This window comes from Pseudomonas fluorescens (assembly GCF_902498065.1).
In the GTDB taxonomy this organism is placed as follows: domain Bacteria; phylum Pseudomonadota; class Gammaproteobacteria; order Pseudomonadales; family Pseudomonadaceae; genus Aquipseudomonas; species Aquipseudomonas fluorescens_BJ.
In genome coordinates this window covers 1789130-1810341 of the sequence record NZ_CABVIR010000001.1, presented here as the reverse complement: position 1 = coordinate 1810341, position 21212 = coordinate 1789130, and the positions used below count along the sequence as shown (strand labels likewise).

General features: G+C 60.6%; 22 protein-coding genes, 1 tRNA gene and 1 pseudogene. 13 read left to right on the top strand and 11 right to left on the bottom strand.

Annotated features, from left to right (window positions below; translation table 11 throughout):
• The first annotated feature begins 1 nt into the window (after position 1).
• The 5 genes from F8N43_RS08475 to F8N43_RS08455 all read left to right on the top strand — a co-directional run bounded on the left by F8N43_RS08475 (position 2) and on the right by F8N43_RS08455 (position 3410).
• Entirely contained in the window at positions 2-847 is an 846-nt protein-coding gene (locus F8N43_RS08475) for a phage tail protein (protein WP_150653578.1), read from the top strand.
• Positions 822-1028, top strand: coding sequence for a tail protein X (locus tag F8N43_RS08470; RefSeq protein WP_150653577.1), 207 nt, complete (start codon positions 822-824; stop codon positions 1026-1028). The genes F8N43_RS08475 and F8N43_RS08470 overlap by 26 nt, the downstream gene beginning before the upstream one ends.
• A 98-nt stretch (positions 1029-1126) precedes the next feature.
• Positions 1127-2173, top strand: a complete 1047-nt coding sequence (locus F8N43_RS08465) for a phage late control D family protein (protein WP_150653576.1) — start codon at positions 1127-1129, stop codon at positions 2171-2173.
• A 56-nt stretch (positions 2174-2229) separates the two neighbouring features.
• Positions 2230-2889: a glycoside hydrolase family 19 protein gene (locus F8N43_RS08460; protein ID WP_150653575.1), complete on the top strand. Its 660-nt coding sequence runs from the start codon at positions 2230-2232 to the stop codon at positions 2887-2889.
• Positions 2871-3410 (top strand): lysis system i-spanin subunit Rz, encoded by a 540-nt coding sequence (locus F8N43_RS08455; RefSeq protein ID WP_150653574.1) that lies wholly within the window; start codon positions 2871-2873, stop codon positions 3408-3410. The genes F8N43_RS08460 and F8N43_RS08455 overlap by 19 nt, the downstream gene beginning before the upstream one ends.
• Positions 3411-3437: 27 nt before the next feature.
• Here F8N43_RS08455 and F8N43_RS08450 read toward each other — a convergent pair whose 3' ends face one another.
• The 3 genes from F8N43_RS08450 to F8N43_RS08440 form a co-directional block, all read right to left on the bottom strand.
• Entirely contained in the window at positions 3438-3989 is a 552-nt protein-coding gene (locus F8N43_RS08450; protein ID WP_150653573.1) for a hypothetical protein, read from the bottom strand.
• Between the two features lie 259 nt (positions 3990-4248).
• Positions 4249-4458: a hypothetical protein gene (locus F8N43_RS08445; protein WP_150653572.1), complete on the bottom strand. Its 210-nt coding sequence runs from the start codon at positions 4456-4458 to the stop codon at positions 4249-4251.
• A gap of 217 nt (positions 4459-4675) precedes the next feature.
• Positions 4676-4763 (bottom strand) — tRNA-Ser (locus F8N43_RS08440).
• 123 nt (positions 4764-4886) lie between these two features.
• Here F8N43_RS08440 and F8N43_RS08435 point away from each other — a divergent pair.
• Positions 4887-5558: a Bax inhibitor-1/YccA family protein gene (locus F8N43_RS08435; protein ID WP_007915443.1), complete on the top strand. Its 672-nt coding sequence runs from the start codon at positions 4887-4889 to the stop codon at positions 5556-5558.
• A 65-nt stretch (positions 5559-5623) separates the two neighbouring features.
• Here F8N43_RS08435 and F8N43_RS08430 read toward each other — a convergent pair whose 3' ends face one another.
• Positions 5624-6061, bottom strand: a complete 438-nt coding sequence (locus tag F8N43_RS08430) for an Lrp/AsnC family transcriptional regulator (protein WP_150639485.1) — start codon at positions 6059-6061, stop codon at positions 5624-5626.
• A 135-nt stretch (positions 6062-6196) separates the two neighbouring features.
• Here F8N43_RS08430 and F8N43_RS08425 point away from each other — a divergent pair, with 135 nt between their 5' ends.
• Complete coding sequence (locus tag F8N43_RS08425; RefSeq protein ID WP_150633872.1) at positions 6197-7090, top strand: DMT family transporter; 894 nt, start codon at positions 6197-6199, stop codon at positions 7088-7090.
• Here F8N43_RS08425 and F8N43_RS08420 read toward each other — a convergent pair whose 3' ends face one another.
• Positions 7091-8134 carry an FUSC family protein gene (locus F8N43_RS08420; RefSeq protein WP_150633871.1) on the bottom strand — a complete coding sequence of 348 codons (1044 nt, stop codon included), beginning with the start codon at positions 8132-8134 and terminating at the stop codon, positions 7091-7093.
• Between the two features lie 44 nt (positions 8135-8178).
• Entirely contained in the window at positions 8179-9804 is a 1626-nt protein-coding gene (locus F8N43_RS08415; protein WP_150633870.1) for an NADP-dependent glyceraldehyde-3-phosphate dehydrogenase, read from the bottom strand.
• 186 nt (positions 9805-9990) lie between these two features.
• On the opposite strand from F8N43_RS08415, the gene F8N43_RS08410 reads away from it, so the two are divergent.
• Positions 9991-10878 (top strand): Dyp-type peroxidase, encoded by an 888-nt coding sequence (locus F8N43_RS08410; protein ID WP_150653571.1) that lies wholly within the window; start codon positions 9991-9993, stop codon positions 10876-10878.
• A gap of 151 nt (positions 10879-11029) precedes the next feature.
• Here the strand turns inward: F8N43_RS08410 and F8N43_RS08405 are convergent, their stop codons facing one another.
• Positions 11030-11458, bottom strand: a complete 429-nt coding sequence (locus tag F8N43_RS08405) for a nuclear transport factor 2 family protein (RefSeq protein ID WP_150633868.1) — start codon at positions 11456-11458, stop codon at positions 11030-11032.
• 766 nt (positions 11459-12224) lie between these two features.
• Here F8N43_RS08405 and F8N43_RS08400 point away from each other — a divergent pair.
• Entirely contained in the window at positions 12225-13325 is a 1101-nt protein-coding gene (locus tag F8N43_RS08400; RefSeq protein ID WP_150633867.1) for a polyamine ABC transporter substrate-binding protein, read from the top strand.
• 91 nt (positions 13326-13416) lie between these two features.
• Here the strand turns inward: F8N43_RS08400 and F8N43_RS08395 are convergent, their stop codons facing one another.
• Positions 13417-14595: a cystathionine gamma-synthase gene (locus F8N43_RS08395; protein ID WP_150653570.1), complete on the bottom strand. Its 1179-nt coding sequence runs from the start codon at positions 14593-14595 to the stop codon at positions 13417-13419.
• On the bottom strand, positions 14592-15968 hold the full coding sequence (locus tag F8N43_RS08390) for a pyridoxal-phosphate dependent enzyme (protein WP_150633865.1): 1377 nt from the start codon (positions 15966-15968) through the stop codon (positions 14592-14594). Before F8N43_RS08390 ends, F8N43_RS08395 begins: the two co-directional genes overlap by 4 nt.
• A gap of 158 nt (positions 15969-16126) precedes the next feature.
• Here F8N43_RS08390 and F8N43_RS29495 point away from each other — a divergent pair.
• Positions 16127-16219: pseudogene (locus F8N43_RS29495) on the top strand (DUF1801 domain-containing protein); the annotation flags it as partial.
• Between the two features lie 138 nt (positions 16220-16357).
• On the top strand, positions 16358-16807 hold the full coding sequence (locus F8N43_RS08380) for a cupin domain-containing protein (protein WP_150633864.1): 450 nt from the start codon (positions 16358-16360) through the stop codon (positions 16805-16807).
• Between the two features lie 45 nt (positions 16808-16852).
• On the opposite strand, the gene F8N43_RS08375 is transcribed toward F8N43_RS08380, so the two are convergent.
• Positions 16853-18271, bottom strand: coding sequence for an MFS transporter (locus F8N43_RS08375; RefSeq protein ID WP_150653569.1), 1419 nt, complete (start codon positions 18269-18271; stop codon positions 16853-16855).
• Positions 18272-18407: 136 nt separating this feature from the next.
• Here F8N43_RS08375 and F8N43_RS08370 point away from each other — a divergent pair, with 136 nt between their 5' ends.
• Complete coding sequence (locus F8N43_RS08370) at positions 18408-19298, top strand: LysR family transcriptional regulator (RefSeq protein ID WP_150653568.1); 891 nt, start codon at positions 18408-18410, stop codon at positions 19296-19298.
• 131 nt (positions 19299-19429) lie between these two features.
• Here the strand turns inward: F8N43_RS08370 and F8N43_RS08365 are convergent, their stop codons facing one another.
• The gene (locus tag F8N43_RS08365; protein WP_150633861.1) at positions 19430-19690 is read right to left on the bottom strand and encodes a hypothetical protein; all 261 of its coding nucleotides are present in this window, start codon (positions 19688-19690) and stop codon (positions 19430-19432) included.
• Between the two features lie 434 nt (positions 19691-20124).
• Between F8N43_RS08365 and F8N43_RS08360 the strand changes: the two genes are divergently transcribed.
• A complete protein-coding gene (locus tag F8N43_RS08360) occupies positions 20125-21210 on the top strand; it encodes a hypothetical protein (RefSeq protein ID WP_150639479.1) in 1086 nt (361 codons plus the stop codon).
• Positions 21211-21212 lie beyond the last annotated feature (2 nt).

Sequence of the window (21212 nt, the reverse complement as noted above, 5' to 3'; positions counted from 1 at the left end):
TATGGAAGCGTTGGGCCAATTACAGTCGGGGCTGAAATACCTCGCCTCGGCCGGGGAAACCGGGCGGCGCAGCCTGGACGGCATGCTGGGGCCAATGAATGGCGCGATCGGCGAAATCACCGGTGCCGCGTCCGAGCTGGAGGATCTGCCCTTTGTCGGGCCCACGATGGGGGCCAAACTTCAGCGCGTCATGCGCGGGGTGCAGGCGGCTCAGGCCAAGGTCGGGCAAGTGGTGGCCACCTACAACAAGGCCAGTCGCGCGCTGTCGGGGATGGACGAGCGCGTGGGTACGCTGAAGGAACAAGCGGGCAAGGCGGCAACGGCAATCAACAAGATCGCCGGCAAGGTCAGTCCGTCGCTGGCCAACGTCGTGCCCACCGGCGCGTTGGCCACCGATGGCACGCCGGCACCGGAGGCGGTGAAGCCGTTCCCGCACCTGCTGATTCTTCAGCCGCTCGATCCGAAGGCGCAGCCGTATTACTTCAACCTCGACACGGCGGCCTTTGACTCGCTGCGTCGCTCGACCGAATTCCGCTGGGCCTCGCAGGAGCGCCTGTCGCGCCGGCCGGCGCAGCAGGGGGTGGGCATCGGTGACGAGAAAATCACCCTCAAGGGCAAGATTTTCCCCGGGTTCAAGGGCGGGCTGAAGCAACTCGACACGCTGCGCTCGATCGGCGGCCGGCTGCAACCGCTGACACTGACCACCGGCTATGGCGACGTGCTGGGCACCTGGTGCCTGAAGAGCGTCGACGAAGATCAAAGCGCGCTGATGCAAGGTGGCATCCCGCGCAAACAAGAGTTCACCCTGGAGTTCGTGCGCTATGGCGATGACATGCAGAACGTCTGACGGGGATCTGTTGGACACCATTTGCCATAACTACTACGGCCACCTGAACGGCAGTGTCGAGGCGGTCCTTGATGCCAATCAGGGGTTGGCCGACGAAGAACAACCGTTTCGCACCGGCTTGATTATCGTCCTGCCGGATCTGCCGAGCCCGGTCACTGAAGAAGTCACCCTCTGGGATTGATTCCGTCCGGAGTCGCCGCCGGCGGCCGATCGCGTTACGCGTAACGAGCCCTTTCCCCCCAAACCCGCCTTGAGCGGGTTTTCTTTTGGACGCACGCCATGACCCCAATGTTTCGCATCGTCGCCGATGGGGCCGACATCACCGGCCTGATCAATGATCGGCTGATCCAGCTCAGCACCACGGACAAGCCCGGGATGGATTCCGACGAGTTCGAGTTGCGCATTGATGACCGTGACGGGCTGGTAACGCTGCCCCGGCGCGGCGCCGGGATCGAGATCTACCTGGGCTATGCCGAGACGTCCTTGGCCCGCTTGGGTCGCTACGTGGTCGACGAGGTCACGGTATCGGGGCCGCCGGATACGATTTCCATCAAGGGCAAGGCCAGCGACATGCGCGGCAGCGGCAAGACCATTCGCAGCGGGAGCTGGGAAAACGTGCCGCTGTCGAAAATCGTCGCCGATATCGCCGCGCGTAACGGCTGGAAACCGGTGTGCCCGGTGACGACAAAAGTCGCCCGGGCGGACCAGCTCAGCGAATCCGATTTCAATTTCATCACGCGCCTGGCTAAGCAGTACGACTGCACGGCCAAGGTCGCGGACGGCAAGCTGTTGGTGATGCCGCGTCAAGGTGGCCAAAGCGCGAGCGGCAAGGCCTTCGGCGCGATCACGATCACGCGCAAGGACGTGAGCCGCTGGCAGTTTCGCCTGGGCGATCGCAACACGCACGGCAAGGTGGCCACCAAACACCAAGACAAGAAGGGCGGCAAGCTCGCGGTGGTGTCTCTGGACAACGACGACGCGCCGGCGGGCTTACCCTCGGTGCACACCGATCGGCACATTCACCCGAACAAGACCGCCGCCGAGTCGGCGGCCAAGGCGCGCTTGGCGGCGTTCAATCGCTCCAGCGCCGGGGTTCGTTTCGAAATGGAAGGCCGGACGGATCTGTTTGCCGAGCGGCCGATTATTGCCCAGGGCTTTAAGGTCGGGCTCGATGGCGAGTATCTGGCCGACTCCGTCGAGCAGGTTTACACCCAGGCGGGCTGGTCGACCACGGTCGAATGCAACGGCGGCAACAAGGGCAAAGCCAAAGCCAAGGGCAAGAAGAAAAAGGAGGTGAAGCCGGTCAAGGTCGTCAGTCTCGCCTAGCGCTATCGCGTCCCCATTAACCCGCCGAGTGCGGTTTTTTTATGCCTGGAGTTTGTATGCCTCTCACTCAACCGCAGTTGCTGCGGATCTTGCCCAACGCCCGCCCTGTCGCGGGCGTTTTTGTGCCTGCCCTCAATCGGGCTATGGCGCGCTTTGACATCGGTTCGCCGGTGCGGCAGGCGGCGTTTCTCGCCCAGGTCGGGCATGAGTCCGGCCACCTGACCAAGCTGTCGGAAAGCCTGTACTACAAGGACGCCGAGCGCGTCGCGCAGCTCTTCAAGTACGGCTTTGACCTCAATCGCAACGGCCGGGTCGACGCTACGGAGATCGAGGACGCCAAGGCCTACTTGCGCAACTCGCAGAAGCTGGCCAACCGCGTCTATGCCGATCGCATGGGCAACGGCCCCGAGGCCTCGGGCGATGGCTACCGTTACCGTGCCCGGGGCGCGGTCGGTATCACCGGCCGCGACATGTACCGGCTGTGTGGCCAAGCGTTGGGTTTGCCCCTGGTGGAGCAGCCCGAGCTGCTGGAGCAACCGGAGTTCGCGGCGTTGTCGGCCGCGTGGTTCTGGTGGGATCGTGGGTTGAACGAGCTGGCCGACGCCGGGCTGTTCGATCGTATTACCCGCGTGATCAATGGCGGCCACAACGGCGAGGCCGATCGCCGCGCCCTGTGGGCGGTGGCCAAGGAGGTGCTATGTCTGCCCTCGATCTGATTCCGCCAGCGCTGCGCGCCTGGGCGATCGCCCTTGTACTGCTGGCGATCGCGGCCGGCTCCGCGGCGGGAGCCTGGACGCTGCAAGACTGGCGTTATGGCGAGGCGCTGGCCGAGCAGGCCCGCCAGTCCGCCGATCAGGCCACGGCCCGCGTCGACGCGATGCTGGCCACCCTGACCGCCGAACAAGCCAAGCGCGCCGCCCTGGAGCTGCGCGTGAAGGTCAACGATGAAACCCATTACCGAGAGTTAGCCGATGCACAGAAAACTCAGCAACGCCTGTCTGATCGCCTTGCCACTTCTGATCTGCGGCTGTCAGTCCTACTCGACGCCACGGATCCAGCCGGTGGCTGTTCAGTGCCTGCCGGTACCGGCGCCGGCGGCGTGGTTCATGGAGGAGCGCGTGCCCGACTTGACCCAGCGCATGCTCAACGAATTATTGGAATCACCGACGCAGGTGACCAAGGACTGATCGCTTTGGCTGCTTGTCAGGCGTACGTGCTAGAAATATCTCGCCGATGAGGGAAAGGAACTGAGTTGTGCCAGCGATTACACTACTCCTGTGACTTTCCACCGGCGATAACGATATGTTCCTCCTTTTGGACCTGAACTTTCACATGTTTTAAAGATTGTTTTTACAAACCATACAGTGTCAGTGTCATAGACATCCACGGCCATCACGCGAGCTGAATTCTCAGCTGCCTGCTTGTCGTCATGCCATTCAGTTTCTAACTCTTCACCGGATGTTGTTTTTTGTGGGCCGCCATAATTTATACTTACCAGCCGAACTTGAGAAATCCTAGATAGTCTTTTCCTTTGACGTTCAACCTTAGCGTCGTGTGCCTCGGTAAGCTCATGGTCTCGCTGTCGTACGGCAAGCGTGCAGGAGGTAGAACAGGTAAATCCGGCAGACCTCAATGTTGTTTGATCACGAAATATTTTCGGCATTGAAGTTCCGCAAGCACTGCATAAAACTTTTTTGCAATTTATGCAGTTATGTGTCCATTTCATGCGCTTGTTACAAAGCGAGCATTCTCGGCCGAGCTTGTATCCCGCATATCCGATGACACTTGCCGCACCAGCGATGATGTATGGCAGCATGCCTACCTCCATTTATGACATTTATCGCAGAATTGTAGAGCTTTGAGTGGCCTTCCGCTATTACGACGTGATCATTCAAGGTTGGGCGCTCATGGCCGCGGTTCATCAGTACCAACTCTATGCGCTCGGCGGTCTGGCTAATTCGCTCCACTAAACAGGCTGGCCAGGTTACGAATGCCTTGCGTTCGTCGGTCCAGAATCGAGATCCGGCACTAATCCCTCGGTTTGACCCTGTTCGAGCAGACTGGGCCAAGCTGGATCAATTCGGTGTCATTAGCACCGCAAGCGTCAACTTAATGAACTCCTCATTACGGTCGATCGCTTCCAAAGCACCGCGCACGTTTTCCGCGACTTCGGCGGCGCCTTGCTGCTCGACCCAGTTGGACAGTTCGAGTATGGCGGCCTCAAGGGCCAGCTGGTTTTCGTTGATTTTGTAGAGCAGGGAAGGGAGCAGGTCTGAATTTGGCATCGCGATTCCTCCATGAAAGAAGGTCATCGTAGCAGTGGAAATGTGGTGTGACACATAGGGAAATGAAGCAGTCGGCAGGACGCCGGAGGAGGGAAAAAGCAGGAAAGTTTTGTAACGGTTACCAAATAGTTTTGTAACACCTCAAAAAATTGCCGCTGATTCTCAAAACCCAGAAACGACAAAGCCCTGAATAATCAGGGCTTTGTCGGTACAAATATGGCGGAGGCGATGGGATTCGAACTCATGGACCTGTTACAGTCGACGGTTTTCAAGACCGTTGCCTTAAACCACTCGGCCACACCTCCGTTTGCGTTGCGGGCGCCATAATACCTGAATGAAACACACTGTCAAACTCTCTGCATGGCTTGTTACAGAGCGTCTGTTATGATCTTTGCGACTGAACGTTTCAAACCAACAGGAGTGTCGCCATGCGCGAACAGGATTACGCAGTTAATAACAGCGTGCAGGCTGAGCAGCTAGAGGTTAGCCGCGTCCTGCGCAACACATACGGCTTGCTCGCTCTCACCCTCGCATTCAGCGGCGTGATGGCGTTTGTCGCCCAACAGATGCGTGTCGGCTACCCGAATATCTTCGTGGTGCTGATCGGTTTCTATGGCCTTTTCTTCCTCACCAACAAACTCCGTGATTCCGCGTGGGGCCTGGTGTCGGCGTTTGCCCTGACCGGTTTCATGGGTTTCCTGCTCGGCCCGATCCTTAACCGTTACCTGGGCATGCAGGGCGGCGCGGAAGTCGTGAGCTCGGCCTTCGCGATGACGGCGCTGGTGTTTGGCGGTCTGTCGGCTTACGTGCTGATCACCCGCAAGGACATGAGCTTCCTCGGCGGCTTCATCACCGCAGGTTTCTTCGTGCTGCTGGGCGCGACGCTGGCGAGCTTCTTCTTCCAGGTCAGCGGTCTGCAACTGGCGATCAGCGCAGGTTTCGTGCTGTTCTCTTCGGTCTGCATTCTGTTCCAGACCAGCGCCATCATTCACGGCGGTGAGCGTAACTACATCATGGCGACCATCAGCCTGTATGTATCGATCTACAACCTGTTCATCAGCTTGTTGCAGATCTTCGGCATCATGAGCCGCGATGATTAATCGTCGTCCATGAGTAAAAAACCCGCTTCGGCGGGTTTTTTCTTGTCTGCGATTTGGCTAAAGGCTCACGCCATCGGCGGCAATCGGCGTTTGACCGGGGTTTTCTTGACGATGGCGGTGTTCGTTTCGGCGTGTGTGTTCAGGCGGTCGAGGAGGGTGTCCAACTGCTCCATCGAACGCACATGCAGGCGGGCGATGAAGCAGTCGTCGCCGGTCACCTTGTCGCACTCGGTGAATTCGGGAATCGCCTGGATCTGCCGCTCCACCTCCTGCAACTGGCCCGGTAACGGACGGATTCGCACGATGGCCTGGAGTTGATAGCCGAAATATTTGGGATCAATCTCCACGGTATAGCCCTTGAGCACGCCCCGTTCTTCGAGACGGCGCAAACGCTCGGCGACACTTGGTGAAGACAGGCCGCTGAGGTGTGCCAGGGCTTTGAGCGAACGCCGCGAGTCTTCCATCAACGCCGTAATCAGCACCTGGTCGATATCGTCAGTCATGGCGCAACCCCTGTAAGGCAATTAATCGAAACCGCCTTGATAAAAAAGGCAGATATCGAGTTTAGCCTTTTTTTTGCGCTGGAGAAGCCCCCCTGCGGATGGGCATACTTTGGGCTCAAACATAGGAGTCTGATGATGGACAACACACTTCGTCGCGGGTCATTCGAGATGACCGCCGCCATGCTGATTTCCGGAACCATCGGCTGGTTCGTGCTGGTGTCCGGGCAACCGGTGCTGGACGTGGTGTTCTGGCGTTGCGTGTTCGGCGCCGGAACCTTGTTGCTGATTTGCGCGGCTTTCGGCTTCCTGCGCCCTGGCATTCTGACCCGTACCACCTTCCTGCTGGCCGTGCTCAGCGGCGTGGCGATTGTCGGCAACTGGGTGCTGTTGTTTGCCTCGTACTCCCGCGCCTCGATTGCCATCGGCACGGCGGTCTATAACGTTCAGCCGTTTATGCTGGTCGGGTTGGCCGCGCTGTTCCTCAACGAAAAAATCACCCTGCAGAAGCTGCTCTGGCTGGGCGTTTCGTTTCTGGGGATGCTGGCGATTGTCAGCGCTCACGGGCAACAGGGTGAGGGCGGCAACGATTACCTGATGGGCATCGGACTGGCGCTGGGTGCTGCATTCCTTTACGCGATTGCGGCGTTGATCATCAAACGCCTGACCGGCACGCCCCCGCACCTGATCGCGCTGATTCAAGTCAGCACCGGCGTGTTGTTGCTCGCGCCATTCGCGCACTTCTCGGCGTTGCCGCAAGCACCGAGCGCCTGGGCCAGCCTGGTGACCCTCGGCATTATTCACACCGGCGTGATGTACGTGTTGCTGTACGGTGCGATCCAAAAACTGCCGACGGCACTCACCGGTGCGTTGTCGTTCATTTACCCGATTGCGGCGATTTTCGTCGACTGGTTTGCCTTCGGCCATCGTCTGGAAATGCTGCAATGGATCGGTGTTGCTGCGATTCTGCTGGCTGCCGCCGGCATGCAACAAGGCTGGAGCCTGAAGTTTCGGCGGACAGTTACACAATAATCAGATGTTCCAGCGCGGCGCGGTCTTGGCCAGGCGCTGGCGCATCTCGCCAAGGTTGCTGGCCAGCTGCCGGATCAATAGCCGGTAGCCATCCAGCGGGTTATAGACCGGTGCGTCCAGGCTTGAATCAGCCGGCAGTTCGACGGGGCGACTCAGCCGCTGGGACGCGCCGGATTTCAGCGCCCGCGCCATCCCCACCAGTTGCACCCGAATCAGCCGATGCTCCGCTTTCAGCGCCGATTGCAGATGCGCCATTGCGTCAGGGTCGTTGGCATCCGGTCGGGTGTTGCCGAGGATTTCCAGGGTGCTGACACACATGCGCAAATGGCGCTGGATCGCATCGAGCTCGGTCATGGAAATCTTCACTTCCTTGGACACCGACGGCATCAACGAACGCAGTTGCACCATCACCGTGTTCAGGCGATTCATCAACTTCACGTGCTCGTCATCGGTGACGGGCTGTCCATTGATGATGCGCCCGTAAATCGTCGCGCAATCGCGCAGCGCATCGGCCAGGTTGTAGCGCCAGGAATACACCGCGTACAGCGGCAGCGCGAAGGAAAACGCCAGGGCCAGGGCAATGCCAATCAGGATGTCCACCCCGCGCCACAGCCCGTCGGTGACCGGATTATCGCCATGCCCGGCGACGATAAACACGGTGATCGCCGACAGCAGCGCCGTGTAACCGCCCTTGCCGATGGCGTGGTAAGAGAAGAATCCGCAGACCACCGACATCGCAAAATAGGTCAGCCACGGCATCCCGAGCCAGGCTTGTTGCGCCACCAACAACAGGCCGACACCGGCGCCGATCAAGGTGCCGATGGCGCGCTCGGCGGCTTTTTTGCCGATGTTGCCGTGGTGCTGCAAACCGCCAATCACCACCAGCATCGTCACCGACGCCCACTCACCGTGGGGCAGGTGGATGCCGGTAGTCAGTAGAATCGTCGCCAGCAACCCCAGTGATACGCGCACGGCGTGAATCAATTTGGCGTGGCGATAGCGCCGGTATGGATCCAGTAACGGACGCAGTACCCGGCGCAGCAGCGGTGGCAGTCGGTGGGCTCTGAATGTGCTCAGGCTCGTGCTCCTCAGAAGATGTAATCGGTGGTCAGGAAACTCGAGCTGCGGCCGCTGATGATCTCGCTGATGAGGTCCTTGTTGGTCTCCTGGAACTTGGTCGCGACCAGCGTACGAATCGAAAACACCCGCAGCGCATCATGCACCGACAGCGTGCCTTCGGCGGAATTCTTGCGGCCGTTGAACGGGAAGGTGTCCGGGCCACGCTGGCACTGGGCGTTGAGGTTGATCCGCCCGACCTGGTTGGCGAAGGTGTCCACCAGCCTGCCGACCGCCACCGGGTTGGTGCCGAAGATACTTAGCTGCTGGCCGAAATCCGACTCCAGGACGTAATCGATCACCGTGTCCAGATGCCGGTAAGGCACGATGGGCACTACCGGGCCGAACTGTTCTTCCTGATAGACGCGCATCTGCGGCGTCACCGGGTACAACACCGCTGGATAGAAGAAGGACGCACGGGCTTCACCGCCATTCGGGTTGACCACACGGGCACCCTTGCTCACGGCATCCGCCACCAGCCCGTGCAGATAATCGACCTTGCCCGACTCCGGCAACGGCGTCAGGGCGACGCCGCTTTCCCACGGCATACCGGGTTTGAGGCTGGCGAGTTTGGCGTTGAATTTGGCGATGAACGCCTCGACCACGTCTTCGTGGACGAAGAGGATTTTCAGCGCTGTGCAGCGCTGGCCATTGAAGGACAAGGAGCCGGTGACCGCTTCGTTCACCGCGTTGTCCAGGTCGACCTCAGGCAAAACGATGCCGGGATTTTTCGCGTCGAGGCCCAACGCTGCGCGCAAGCGATGCGGTTTCGGGTGGAGTTTTTTCAGGTCGCTGGCGGCCTTGTTGGTGCCGATGAACGCGAAGATATCGATCTTGCCGCTGGCCATCAGCGCGCTGACCGTTTCGCGGCCGCTGCCGTAGATGACGTTGATGACCCCGGCCGGGAAGCTGTCTCGGAACGCCTCCAGCAGCGGACGAATCAGCAGCACGCCGAGCTTGGCTGGTTTGAACACGACGGTGTTGCCCATGATCAGCGCCGGAATCAGCGTGGTGAAGGTTTCGTTCAGCGGGTAGTTGTAAGGTCCCATGCACAGCGCCACGCCCAGCGGCACGCGGCGGATCTGCCCCAGCGTGTCCTGTTCCAGCTCGAAACGACTGGATCGGCGGTCGAGTTCCTTGAGCGCGTTGATGGTGTCGACGATGTAGTCGCAGGTGCGGTCGAACTCTTTTTCCGAGTCCTTGAGGTTCTTGCCGATCTCCCACATCAACAACTTGACCACTGCTTCGCGCTGTTCGCGCATGCGTCCCAGGAACGCTTCGACGTGCTGGATGCGTTCAGCCACGCGCAGGGTCGGCCACAGGCCCTGGCCCCGGTCATAGGCGCGGACGGCGGCGTCGAGGGCGGTCAGCGCCGTGTCGGCATCGAGCAGCGGCGTGCTGCCGAGGATCACTTGTTCGTCGCCATTTTCGCCCGTCAGGTACACCGGGCTGCGAACTTGGGCGAGGGGGCCGGACCAGGTTTTCAGCTCGCCATCGACCAGGTATTCACGCTGTTCGGTCTGGCCGTCGAGGCGGTACTTTTCCGGGATGTCGCTGGAATCGGGAAACAGGTTGCCGAGGATGTGGGCTGTGGTCATGTCGCTACTCCATGTGATGTAAGCCAGGCGCTGGCGGCTTGCAGTTCAAAATTCACTTCAGAGGTTATACGCCTTATTGCCCCGACTTTTTAAGTGCCGATTTGATGAACCCGCGATCTTTTGACCTGAGAACACACAACGGCCGGCGCTGCGGGTAAACTTCGCGCTCTTTCTTAAGGAGTTCATATGAGTTACTACCAGCCGGGCATTCTCGCCACCCCCGTTCCACCTCAAGCCCGTCATATGTTCTTCGCGCTGGAATCCGTCGATGCACTGCCGGCCGCGCTCGAAAAATTGATGTCGCTGGTGGACGGGAAGTCGGCGGTGGTCGGTTTCGGTGAGTCCCTGGTCAAGGCGCTGCACATGCAGATCGAAGGGCTGCGGCCGTTTCCGGCGTTGACCGGTGTCGGCGTCGACAACCCGTCGACCCAACACGCGCTGTGGTGCTGGTTGCATGGCGTCGACCGTGGTGAGCTGCTCAATCGCGCCACCGCCATCGAAGCCGCGTTGGCACCGGCCCTGCGCCTGGTGCAGATGAACGAAACCTTCCGCCACCTGACCGGCCACGACCTGACCGGCTACGAAGATGGCACCGAAAACCCGCACGACGAAGCCGCCGTGGCCGCCGCGCTGGTCGGTGAGGGCGTTGACGGTCTGGTCGGTGGCAGCTTCGCCGCGATCCAGCAGTGGCAGCATGACCTGAAGGGTTTCCACGCGATGCCGCCCGAGGAAAAGGACAACATCATGGGTCGTCGCTTGAGCGACAACGAAGAAATCGATGACGCGCCGATCTCTGCCCACGTCAAACGCACCGCCCAGGAAAGCTTCGCCCCCGAGGCGTTCGTGGTCCGTCGTTCGATGCCGTGGATTGAAGGTGAGCGGGCCGGTCTGATGTTCCTCGCGTTCGGTTTCTCCCTCGACGCTTTCGAAGCGCAGCTGCGGCGCATGAGCGGACTGGAAGATGGCATCACCGACGGTTTGTACCGCATCAGTCGCCCGATCACCGGCGGCTACTACTGGTGCCCGCCGCTGAAGGACGGTCATCTGGATATGCGCGCACTGCGCATTGGCTGATCTGTAGAAGCCCGGCTTGCTGCGGGCGGCGTTCCGACGATCAATGCAGTGCGGTGCATCAAGTACGCCGGCCATGGCCGTATCTTTCGGGCCTGAGCTTATGAAGCGCTTCATCGGTGCATGGGCTCACCGATGAAGTGCTGCATCGGGGTCAGGCTTTGCTGGCGGCGAGGTAAGCGCCCAGTCGGCGTCCCATCTCTTCACCCAAGGCTTGCAAGCCACTCAAGGGACGGACCATCACCTCGAACTCAACGATTTTTCCCTGTTCGTTGAAGCGGATCATGTCGATGCCCTTGAGCTGCTTTTCGCCGACCCTGGCGCTGAACTCCAGGATGACGTTCAAGCCGTCCGCGGTCGCCAATTCGCGGTGGTACTGGAAATCCTCAAACACGCCGAACACCGTGGTGAGAATCATCGTGACCACCGGCGCCCCCGGATAAGGCGTGTGCGCCATCGGCGAGCGGAATACCGCTTGTGGGTCCAACAATTCGGGCAAGGCCTGCAAGTCAGCCTTGTTGATCATCGCGTGCCATTGGTTCAAGGATTCTGCGGCGTTTGGATGCAGTTTGAGTTCCGACATTTTTTAACTCCTGTATTTTTGTTGTTCTGCAAGCGTCGGCGAAGACTGTACATCAAAGGACTTGAAGGGAAACCTCTCTGTGGCAAAACCCTCAAGCATTGCCCTGACCGACCGGTTAGTCGTTTTCCGTCCTGGCACCCGTCGCCATGGACAAAATCGTTCTAAAAATTCAGCTTCGCGGTTCGGGAGGTGTACTACTCTTCAAGTTGTAGGTGAAGACGCAGACTGATGCGCAAGCGGATGGCAAGGACACGTGGGGCGCGTTCCGAAGGGTACACGGTTAGAAAGATCTCCGCGCTGAGATCCAGCCCTTATGCCGTGTGAAGCAGAAGAGCACAAAACTGTTCTGTGAGAGTCCTGATAAACCTTGTAAGCCGGAGACCAGCACCGGCCACCTACTCGAACCCCAAAGCCCGCCTTGTGCGGGCTTTGTCGTTTTTCCCATGTCCAGCAAACACCACAATTCCCTGTGGGAGCGAGCCTGCTCGCGATGAGGCCAGCAGCTTCAACATGGAATCTCCCACAGTTGCTCGATATCCCCTCGACCGGATCTACCGGGACACCGATATTGGCCATTTCGATCCCCTTTTGGCCGACCTCGCACTATGAACTCTCTCGTTCGTCAGCAAGAATCGAAGCGACGTAGCTGTTCCAGCACGCTCGCGAAACCAACTAGAAACCCGTTTTCCTTGCCCTTGGCAATTTTTAAGGCCTGCCGTGTACAGAACATAAAAACCAACGAGCGACATATTTGGGGAATTCATTCATGGTCATGATGAAACGCATACTGGGCGCCACTGTTTGTGGGCTGACGCTGTTGGCCAGTGCCGTGCACGCCGAACAGCGGGAATTGCGGGTGTACAACTGGGCGGACTACATCCTGCCGTCCGTGCCCAAGGACTTCGCCCAGAAAAGCGGAATCAAAGTGACCTGGGACACTTTCGACACCAACGAATCACTGGAAGCCAAGTTGCTCACCGGGAACTCGGGATACGACCTGGTAGTGCCGTCGAACCAGTTTATCGAAACCCAGATCAAGGCCGGGGTGTTCCAGAAACTGGACAAGTCCAAACTGCCGAACTGGAAGCATCAGGACCCGGCACTGCTCGCACTATTGGACAAGAACGATCCGGGCAACCAGTACGGCGTGCCCTACATGTACGGCACCGTGCTGATTGGTTTCAACCCGGCCAAGGTCAAGGCCGCGCTGGGCGAGAATGCGCCGGTGGACAGTTGGGATCTGGTGTTCAAACCGGAGAACATGGAGAAACTGAAATCCTGTGGCGTGGCCATGCTCGACTCACCTTCGGAAATCCTGCCGTTGGCGCTGCACTACCTGGGGCTGGACCCTAACAGCCAGAACCCGGACGACTACGAAAAAGCCAAGGCGTTGATGCTGAAGATTCGTCCGTACGTCACCTACTTCAACTCGGCCAAGTACATGACCGACATCGCCAACGGCGATATCTGCGTCGCCATCGGCTACTCCGGCAGCTTCTACCAGTTCGGCAATCGTGCCAAGGAAGCGGGTAACGGCGTAGTGGTTGATTGGCGCCTGCCGAAGGAAGGCGCGCCGATCTGGTTTGACACCTTTGCCATTCCCAAAAGCGCGAAGAACGTCGACGAAGCCCACGAGTTTCTTAACACCTTGCTGGACCCGAAAGTCATCGCCCCGATCAGTGATTTCCTCGGTTACCCCAACGCCAACAAAGACTCGATTGCGCTGATCAACAAAGAGATCACCGGCAACCCGAACCTGACGCCGACCAGCGAAGCGTTGAAAACCCTGTATGTAGTGCAACCGTTGCCGCAAAAGCTTGAGCGGGTGCGCACGCGGGTCTGGACCAGCATCAAGTCCGGCGAGTAACACTTCGGGCGGAGCGCGATTGGCCTGCCACCCGCGTTCCCCTGTAGGCGCCGGCTTGCCGGCTTCTACAGGGGTAGCATCCTCGTTTTGCTTAGATCCGCGCCAGCGCCTGGGCCAGGTCGGCACGCAGATCCTCGACATCCTCAACCCCCACGGACAACCGCACCAACCCATCGCCGATGCCGAGCTGCGCGCGGGTTTCCGCGGGGATGGTGGCGTGGGTCATGATCGCCGGGTGTTCGATCAGGCTTTCCACGCCGCCCAGACTCTCGGCCAGGGCGAAGATGCGCACGCTCTCGAGGAAACGCGTGGCTCCGGCCAGATCGCTCTTCAGATCGACAGAAATCATCCCGCCGAAACCGCGCATTTGCCGCTTTGCCAGTTCATGCTGCGGGTGCGACGGCAGGCCCGGATAGTAGACGCGCGCCACTTGCGGCTGGCGCTCCAGCCACTGCGCCAGTTCCAGCGCGTTGCTGCAGTGACGCTCCATGCGCAACGCCAGGGTTTTCACGCCGCGCAAGGTCAGAAACGCGTCGAACGGCCCGGCGATCGCGCCTACCGAGTTCTGCAGGAAACCCAGGCGTTCCGCCAGTTCCGGGTTCTGCCCGACCACGGCGATGCCGCCGATCACGTCGGAGTGGCCGTTGAGGTATTTGGTGGTCGAGTGCAGCACGATGTCGAAGCCCAGCTCCAGCGGCCGCTGAATCCACGGGCTGGCGAACGTGTTGTCGGCGACGCAAATGATGCCGCGGCCGCGGCAGATACGTGCGACGGCGGCAAGGTCGGTCAGGCTCAGCAGCGGATTGCTCGGCGTCTCGACCCAGACCATTTTTGTGTCGTCCTGCAAGGACGCTTCGAAGGCCGCGAGGTCCGTCAGATCGACGAAACTGAAACGATGCCCGGCGCTGCGTTTGCGCACCTTGTCGAACAGCCGGAAGGTGCCGCCATACAGATCATTGCCGGAGACAATGTGCGAGCCGGCGTCGAGCAGTTCCAGCACCGTGGAGATCGCCGCCAGGCCGGAGGCGAACGCGAAGGCCTGGGTACCGCTTTCAAGGTCGGCGACGCAACGTTCCAGGGCAAAGCGCGTCGGGTTATGCGAACGGCCGTAGTCGAAGCCCTTGTGCACGCCGGGGCTCTGTTGCAGGTAGGTGGAGTTGGCATAAATCGGCGGCATCAACGCGCCGGTGGTCGGGTCCGGCGTTTGCCCGGCGTGGATCACCCGAGTGGCGAAGGCGCGTGCCGCGGCGTTTTCATCGTGTTGACTCATGCAAGGGATCTCCGCAAATGATTGAGCAGGTCGACGCGGGTAATCAGACCGTGAAAGCCCGAGGCGTCGGCGATAATCGCCACCAGCCCGCGATCGAGTTCTGCCTGCAACTCGGCCATGTTGGCGCTGGCCGGCAGGGTTTGTACTTTGTCGGTCATGGCGCTGGACACGGTCAAGCGGAAGTGTGAAGGGTCTTCCTGCATGCCCAGCAAAATGTCGGATTCGTCGATCACGCCGACCAGTTTCTTGCCGTCCACCAGCACCGGCAATTGCGACACATCCGCCAGGCGCATGCGCTGGAACGCCGTCAGCAACGTGTCGTCGGGGCCGACGCTGATCACCCGGCCATCCTCGAAACGGCGTGCAATCACGTCGCGCAGATCGCCATAAGGTTTACGCTTGAGCAAGCCCTGATCGTTCATCCACTGGTCGTTGTAGACCTTCGACAGGTAGCGGGTGCCGGTGTCGCAGACGAAGCTGACCACGCGCTTCGGCGTGGTTTGTTCGCGGCAATAGCGCAGCGCCGCCGCCAGCAAGGTGCCGGTCGAAGAGCCGCCGAGAATGCCTTCGGCGCGCAGCAGTTGGCGGGCGTGGTCGAAGCTTTCCTCGTCGCTGATCGAATAGGCGTGGCGCACGCTGGAGAGGTCGGCAATCGAGGGGATGAAGTCTTCGCCGATGCCTTCCACCGCCCACGAGCCGGGCGTCTGCATGGTGCCGCTGCGGCTGTATTCGGCCATCACCGAACCGATGGGATCGGCCAGCACCATTTCCAGATTGGGCTGTACGCGTTTGAAGAAACGGGTCAGTCCGGTCAGCGTGCCGGCCGAACCGACACCGACGACAATCGCATCCACGTCATGCTGGGTTTGCGCCCAGATCTCCGGCGCGGTGCTGCATTCATGGGCGAGCGGGTTGGCCGGGTTGTTGAACTGGTCCGCGAAGAATGCGTCGGGAATCTCCAGCGCCAGCCGTGCCGCGACGTCCTGGTAATAATCGGGATGGCCCTTGCCGACGTCGGAGCGGGTGATGTGCACCTCGGCGCCCATGGCCTTGAGGTGGAGGACTTTCTCGGTGGACATCTTGTCCGGCACCACCAAGACCACCCGATAGCCCTTGGCGCGGCCGACCAGGGCCAGGCCGAGGCCGGTGTTGCCGGCGGTAGCCTCGACGATGGTGCCGCCAGACTTGAGCCGGCCGTCGCGCTCGGCTTCGTCGATCATCGCCAGGCCGATGCGGTCCTTGATCGAGCCGCCGGGGTTCTGTGATTCAAGCTTCAGAAACAGTGTGCACGGTCCCGTGTCAAAGCGGCTGACGCGCACCAGCGGCGTATTGCCGATCAGTTCAAGCACGGCAGGGCGGGAATCGTTCGGCATGTTGTCACCTCTTTGCGAAAAATCGCAGGGGAAGGACGGCAACTGGCGGCACGTCCTCGCGCGACCGTTGCCAACAATGCATCGCTTGGACCATAGGCCGCGATTGCCTCACTCGCAACCTTGTGCGGCCAGCCGGTCGCGAACGAAGGGGCGAACACCGGGCGATTGATGTGCATGAGGGCGATGCGATTGATGAGAAGGCGTTGAAGGCGCTCATTCGTGCGGCGGTGGTGCTCAACACTTCCAAGTGACCGGGCCCGTTTGTATCCCTACGTATCCTCCGCGCCCACAGCGATCTTCGCTTACAAATCCATGGTGTCCGCGACACGTACGGGATACACGGCGGCCGCCTAATGAGGGCACCACAACGGTATAACCGGAGAAGCGCCATGTTCCGCATCAATGCTCGTCACACCGTCAAAATGCTCGGTGTCGCTGTTGTCACCACTGCCGCGCTCGCCGCGTTGTCCGGCGTGTCTCAAGCCGAGGAAGTGAAGGCCCCTGCAAAAAGCTGGCAGACAGGGATTCATCGCACCGACCTCCTGAAAAAGGATCTCGACGTCGACGGTCGCGAAGTGATTCAGGTACGGGTTGATATCGATCCGGGCGTCTCGTCGCCCAACCACTCCCATCCAGGCGTGGAAGTGGCTTATGTCATCGACGGTACGTTCGAATATCAACTGGAAGGGCAACCCCCGGTCACGCTGAAGACCGGTGATTCGCTGTACATTCCGGCTGGCGTTGCGCATATCGCGAAGAACGTCGGCACGAAAACCGGTTCGGAACTGGCGACGTACATCGTGAAGAAAGGCGAGCCGCTGGTGGTGATCAAACAGTAAGTCAAAGCCGCCGAAAATCCCTTGTAGGAGCCAGCAAGCCAGCCCCTACAAGGATTTCAGCGTTCGGCGGGCTAGCACAACACCCAGTGCAACAACGATCAGCCCCAGCGCTACCGCGAAGGTGATCTGCATCCCGTGGGCCACGGCTTCGGGCTGCGCGGTGGTGATGTCGGCTGCCTGCGAGGCGATTGCGAACACGGCACCCAACGCCGAAGCCCCGGTGATCAATCCCAGATTTCGTGACAGATTGAGCATGCCCGAGACAACACCGCGCTGGTCTGGCGCAACATCGGTCATGACCGTGGTGTTGTTGGCCGTCTGGAAGACCGCATAGCCGAGGGTGATCACGACCATCGGCGCGACGTAGCCGCCGATGCCAAAGGTCTGCGGCAACACCGATAATGTGAAGCAACCGATGGCCATGGCGATCAGCCCGGCAACAGTCATCCGTGGTGCGCCGAAACGGTCGGCGATCCGGCCAGCAGGCACACCTGTCAGGGCCGCGACACAGGGCCCGACCGCGAGCACTATTCCCACCACAACCGCTTTCAACCCCAGCCCGTGGGCCAGATAAAACGGCCCGATCACCAGCGTTGCCATCATCACCGTCGCGACCAGCGTACTCATGGCCAGGCTTACGCTCAGCACCGGGTTGCGAAACATTGCCAGTCGAATCAGCGGCGAGGCGACTCGCGTCTCGACGAACGCAAAGAGCCCCACGCCGACCCCCGCCGCCAACAGCAAACCCATATTGAACAGCCCGAAATGGCCGCGTCCGAGGGTCATGGCCAGCGCATACGCCGCCAACGTCAGCGCCAACACCAGCGTGCCCCACGCGTCGAAACGGGTGCTCCCGGTGGTTGGTTTCTGGCGGTCGGCGGGCAGATAAAGATGCGCAAGCAGCAACGTCATCAGGCCCAAGGGCACGGTGACCAGGAAGAGCGCCCGCCAGCCGAAACCGGCAATCAGCAAACCGCCGAGCGACGGTCCCAGCGCGGTGCCAATCGCCGACATCGTCCCGAGCAAACCCATGGCGCTGCCGGTTTTGTTCTTCGCTACCGTTTCGCCCACGAAGGCCATGGTCAGCGCCATCATGATCGCCGCGCCGAGACCCTGCAGCGCTCGGGCGCCAATCAATATCCCCAGGGTCGGTGCCCAGGCGCACAGCGCCGAGGCCAGCGTAAACACGCCAATGCCCGCGAGCAACAGACGCTGGCGACCGATAAGGTCACCGAGCCGGCCCACGCTGACGATCAGCGTGGTAATCGCCAGCAGATAGGCGATGACGACCCACTGTACGTCCTGAAACGTCGCACCGAACACCTGGGCCAGCGTCGGCAAACCGACGTTGGCAACACTAGTGCCGAGCGAGGACAGCAGCATCGACAGCGAAAGGCTGACCAGCGCCCAGCGTACGGCGGGTGTCTGTGTTGCGTTGTCCACGATGGCGATAGTCGGCTTCATGCTGTCCCTCTGGTATCTGGCCACTCCCGAAGTGGAGCTATCAGAAATCTACGCCGGCGCCTAACATGGCGGAAGGCGCACGGGTTGCACTGTACTCGTGCGTTGAACGCCATCTCACCCGGCCATGGGGCAATGCATGTCGACTCCCGATTTCAATTTGCTGATCACCCTTGACGTGCTGCTCGCCGAAGGCAGCGTGGCGCGTGCCGCCAAACGCTTGCGGCTGAGCCCGTCGGCGATGAGTCGGGCGTTGGCGCGGTTGCGCGAAACCACGGGCGACCCGCTGCTGGTCAGGGCCGGGCGCGGACTGGTGGCCACGCCGCGGGCGCTGGAATTGCGCGAGCAGGTCAGCCAGTTGGTGCAGGATGTCGAAGCGGTGCTGCGCCCGGCGCAACAGCCTGACCTGAAACAGTTGATCCGCACGTTCACGTTGCGTACGAGCGAGGGTTTTGTGGAGAACTTTGGCGCGCCGCTCATCGCACGCGTCGCCGAGCAAGCGCCGGGCGTGCTGCTGCGCTTCGTGCACAAGCCTGACAAGGACAGCACGTCGCTGCGTGATGGCACCGTCGATCTGGAAACCGGAGTGGTGGGGAAGGCCGCCGGGCCTGAGCTACGGACGCAGGGCTTGTTTCGCGACCGCTTCATCGGCGTAGTGCGCAGTGGGCACCCCCTGAGTCAGGGTGAAATCACCCCGCAACGTTTTGCGGCGGGCGGTCACATCAGCGTCTCGCGGCGAGGGTTCGACAAGGGGGCTGTCGATGAAGCATTGGCGGCGCTGCAACTGCAACGGCAGGTCGTGACCATCGTCGGCGGTTTCTCGACGGCGTTGGCGCTCGCCCGTACAACCGACCTGGTCGCCACTGTTCCTGAGCGCCATACCGAAAACCTGCGGGCAGGCCTGCACAGTTTTGCGCTGCCGGTTGCCTTGCCGGCGTTCACTGTCGCGATGCTCTGGCATCCACGACTGGATGCCGATCCGGTGCATCGTTGGTTACGCGGTTGTGTTCGTGAGGTTTGTGCGCAATAGCGCGTTCTTCAAATAGAAAATTGACTCAAGTGGCTCTGATGAGGAAGCCATATGTTCCCAATGCTGCCTGAACCTCCCTCAGGCAGAAGTGCCGGTCGATGCACTGAATGAATGGCACTGAATGGCAGCACTCAAAAAGTGAACGAACGGGAGGCGTGTTGGGCCAGTTCGGCATCCAGCAGATGCTCGGCCAGCACATCATTCAAAAAGCGGAACTGATCGTTGAGACCGACCACTTCGTTACTGAAGTGGTTGGCAGCGGCCGGCATCAGCAGCGCCTCGAAATTCTTGTCGAACACCAGCGACAGCACTTTGCGCGAGACGACCTGCTGCGAGTAGTAGTTGTTGCCGAACACCGGAAAGCTCACGGCAAGGGTGACGGTGTGGATCATGATGTGCGCTCCTCGGTCAGGACGTACCACGAAAAAACGGTCAGCGTGAGGGCTGTCAGGGCCAGGCAGGTCAGCAGATGGATCAACATGATTTGCCCCTCCGGTTCGGGGTTGTGTGTCGGGTTGAGGTTGATCCTACGCTGACGGATTTTGAGCGGAAGGCATTCGCGGCGATGGTGAATATCGACGCAAGTGATGGTCGGGGTTTGTGGTGTTGCTGAGGGCCTCATCGCGGGCAAGCCCGCTCCCACAGTGATCGGTGGTGGGGCTCACATTCGTGAACGACGCTGGTCCTGTGGGAGCGGGCTTGCCCGCGATGAGGCCCTTGAGACACCATCAACCTCAGACCAGGCCCCCACCGCCGCCTATACTCAAATCAGGGTGCTTTAACCCCCGAATATCCTGTTCGGGGGAAGACTGTAGGACATGCGATCTTGAACCTGCGTTCGCTGATCGTCGCCGTGCTATTGGTGTTGGCGGGATGCGTCACGCCTGCGCGTGCCCCGGCGCCAGCGCCGCCGGTGATCATTTCCCAGAGCACCTGGCAGCAGGTGGACCGGGACATCGTCGCGGCGTCCCAGTCCGCTACCGAACAGGCGAAAATCTACTCGCGCGGCGCCATGGATTACTGGCGAACCCGGGTCTATCAATTGACCGAAGAAAACTTCATTCCCTGGTTCAGTAGTTACTGGACCCAGGAATGGCTGTCGATGAAGGTCAGCTGGTACTCCCTCAGTGCCAAGAACGAGCAGGATGCTTCGTCCAAGCGCCTGGCGGCCTATCTGCTGGAGCAATACCAGAAACGCGTGCTGGCCCCGGTCGCCGTCGAGATTGATCCCGACCAGATCCTCGGCCTGGCCACGGCGTTCTACGTGGACATTCTTCAGGAAGAGCTGCAGAAAATCTCCCAGCGCCACGGCGTACCCATGGCGCAACTCAACGGCCGTATCCAGAAAATCCCGGCCATCGCCCTGGGACCGCCGCCCGCGCGGGACGCTTCGCTGTATCAGATCGTGCACACCCAGCCGCTCAATACCCTGCCGGCGTACGCGGCGCTGATCGACAAGATCCACAAGGCTGGCGGTGACAAAGGCGTTGATTCCACCGACACGGCCATGGCGCCGGTGGCCAAGCGCGCCAGCCAACGCATGGAAGCCGAAATGGCCCCGCGCGGTGCCGCCAGCGTGGTATCCGCAGCGGCGGGCAAACTTGCCGGCGGCTTGATTACGCTGGGCGTAGCGGGGATTCGCGCATTGATTCAGGCCAGCGACCGGCCGGACAGTGAGGCGCTGATCCGCAGCAGTCTGGGCAACACGTTCGACAAGGCCTGGATAAAACTGGTGCAGAACCCGACCACCGGTGTGATGGCGGGGACGTTGTACATGGCAGGACAGATCGAGGGCAATCTGGCGGGGAGTGCCGAAATACCGTCGGTCAGTTCGGGCGGCGGCGCTGTCGATTGGAGCCCGCCCGAACCGACTAACCCGCAGATCGATCCTCTACCCCCAGCAGGAGAATGACC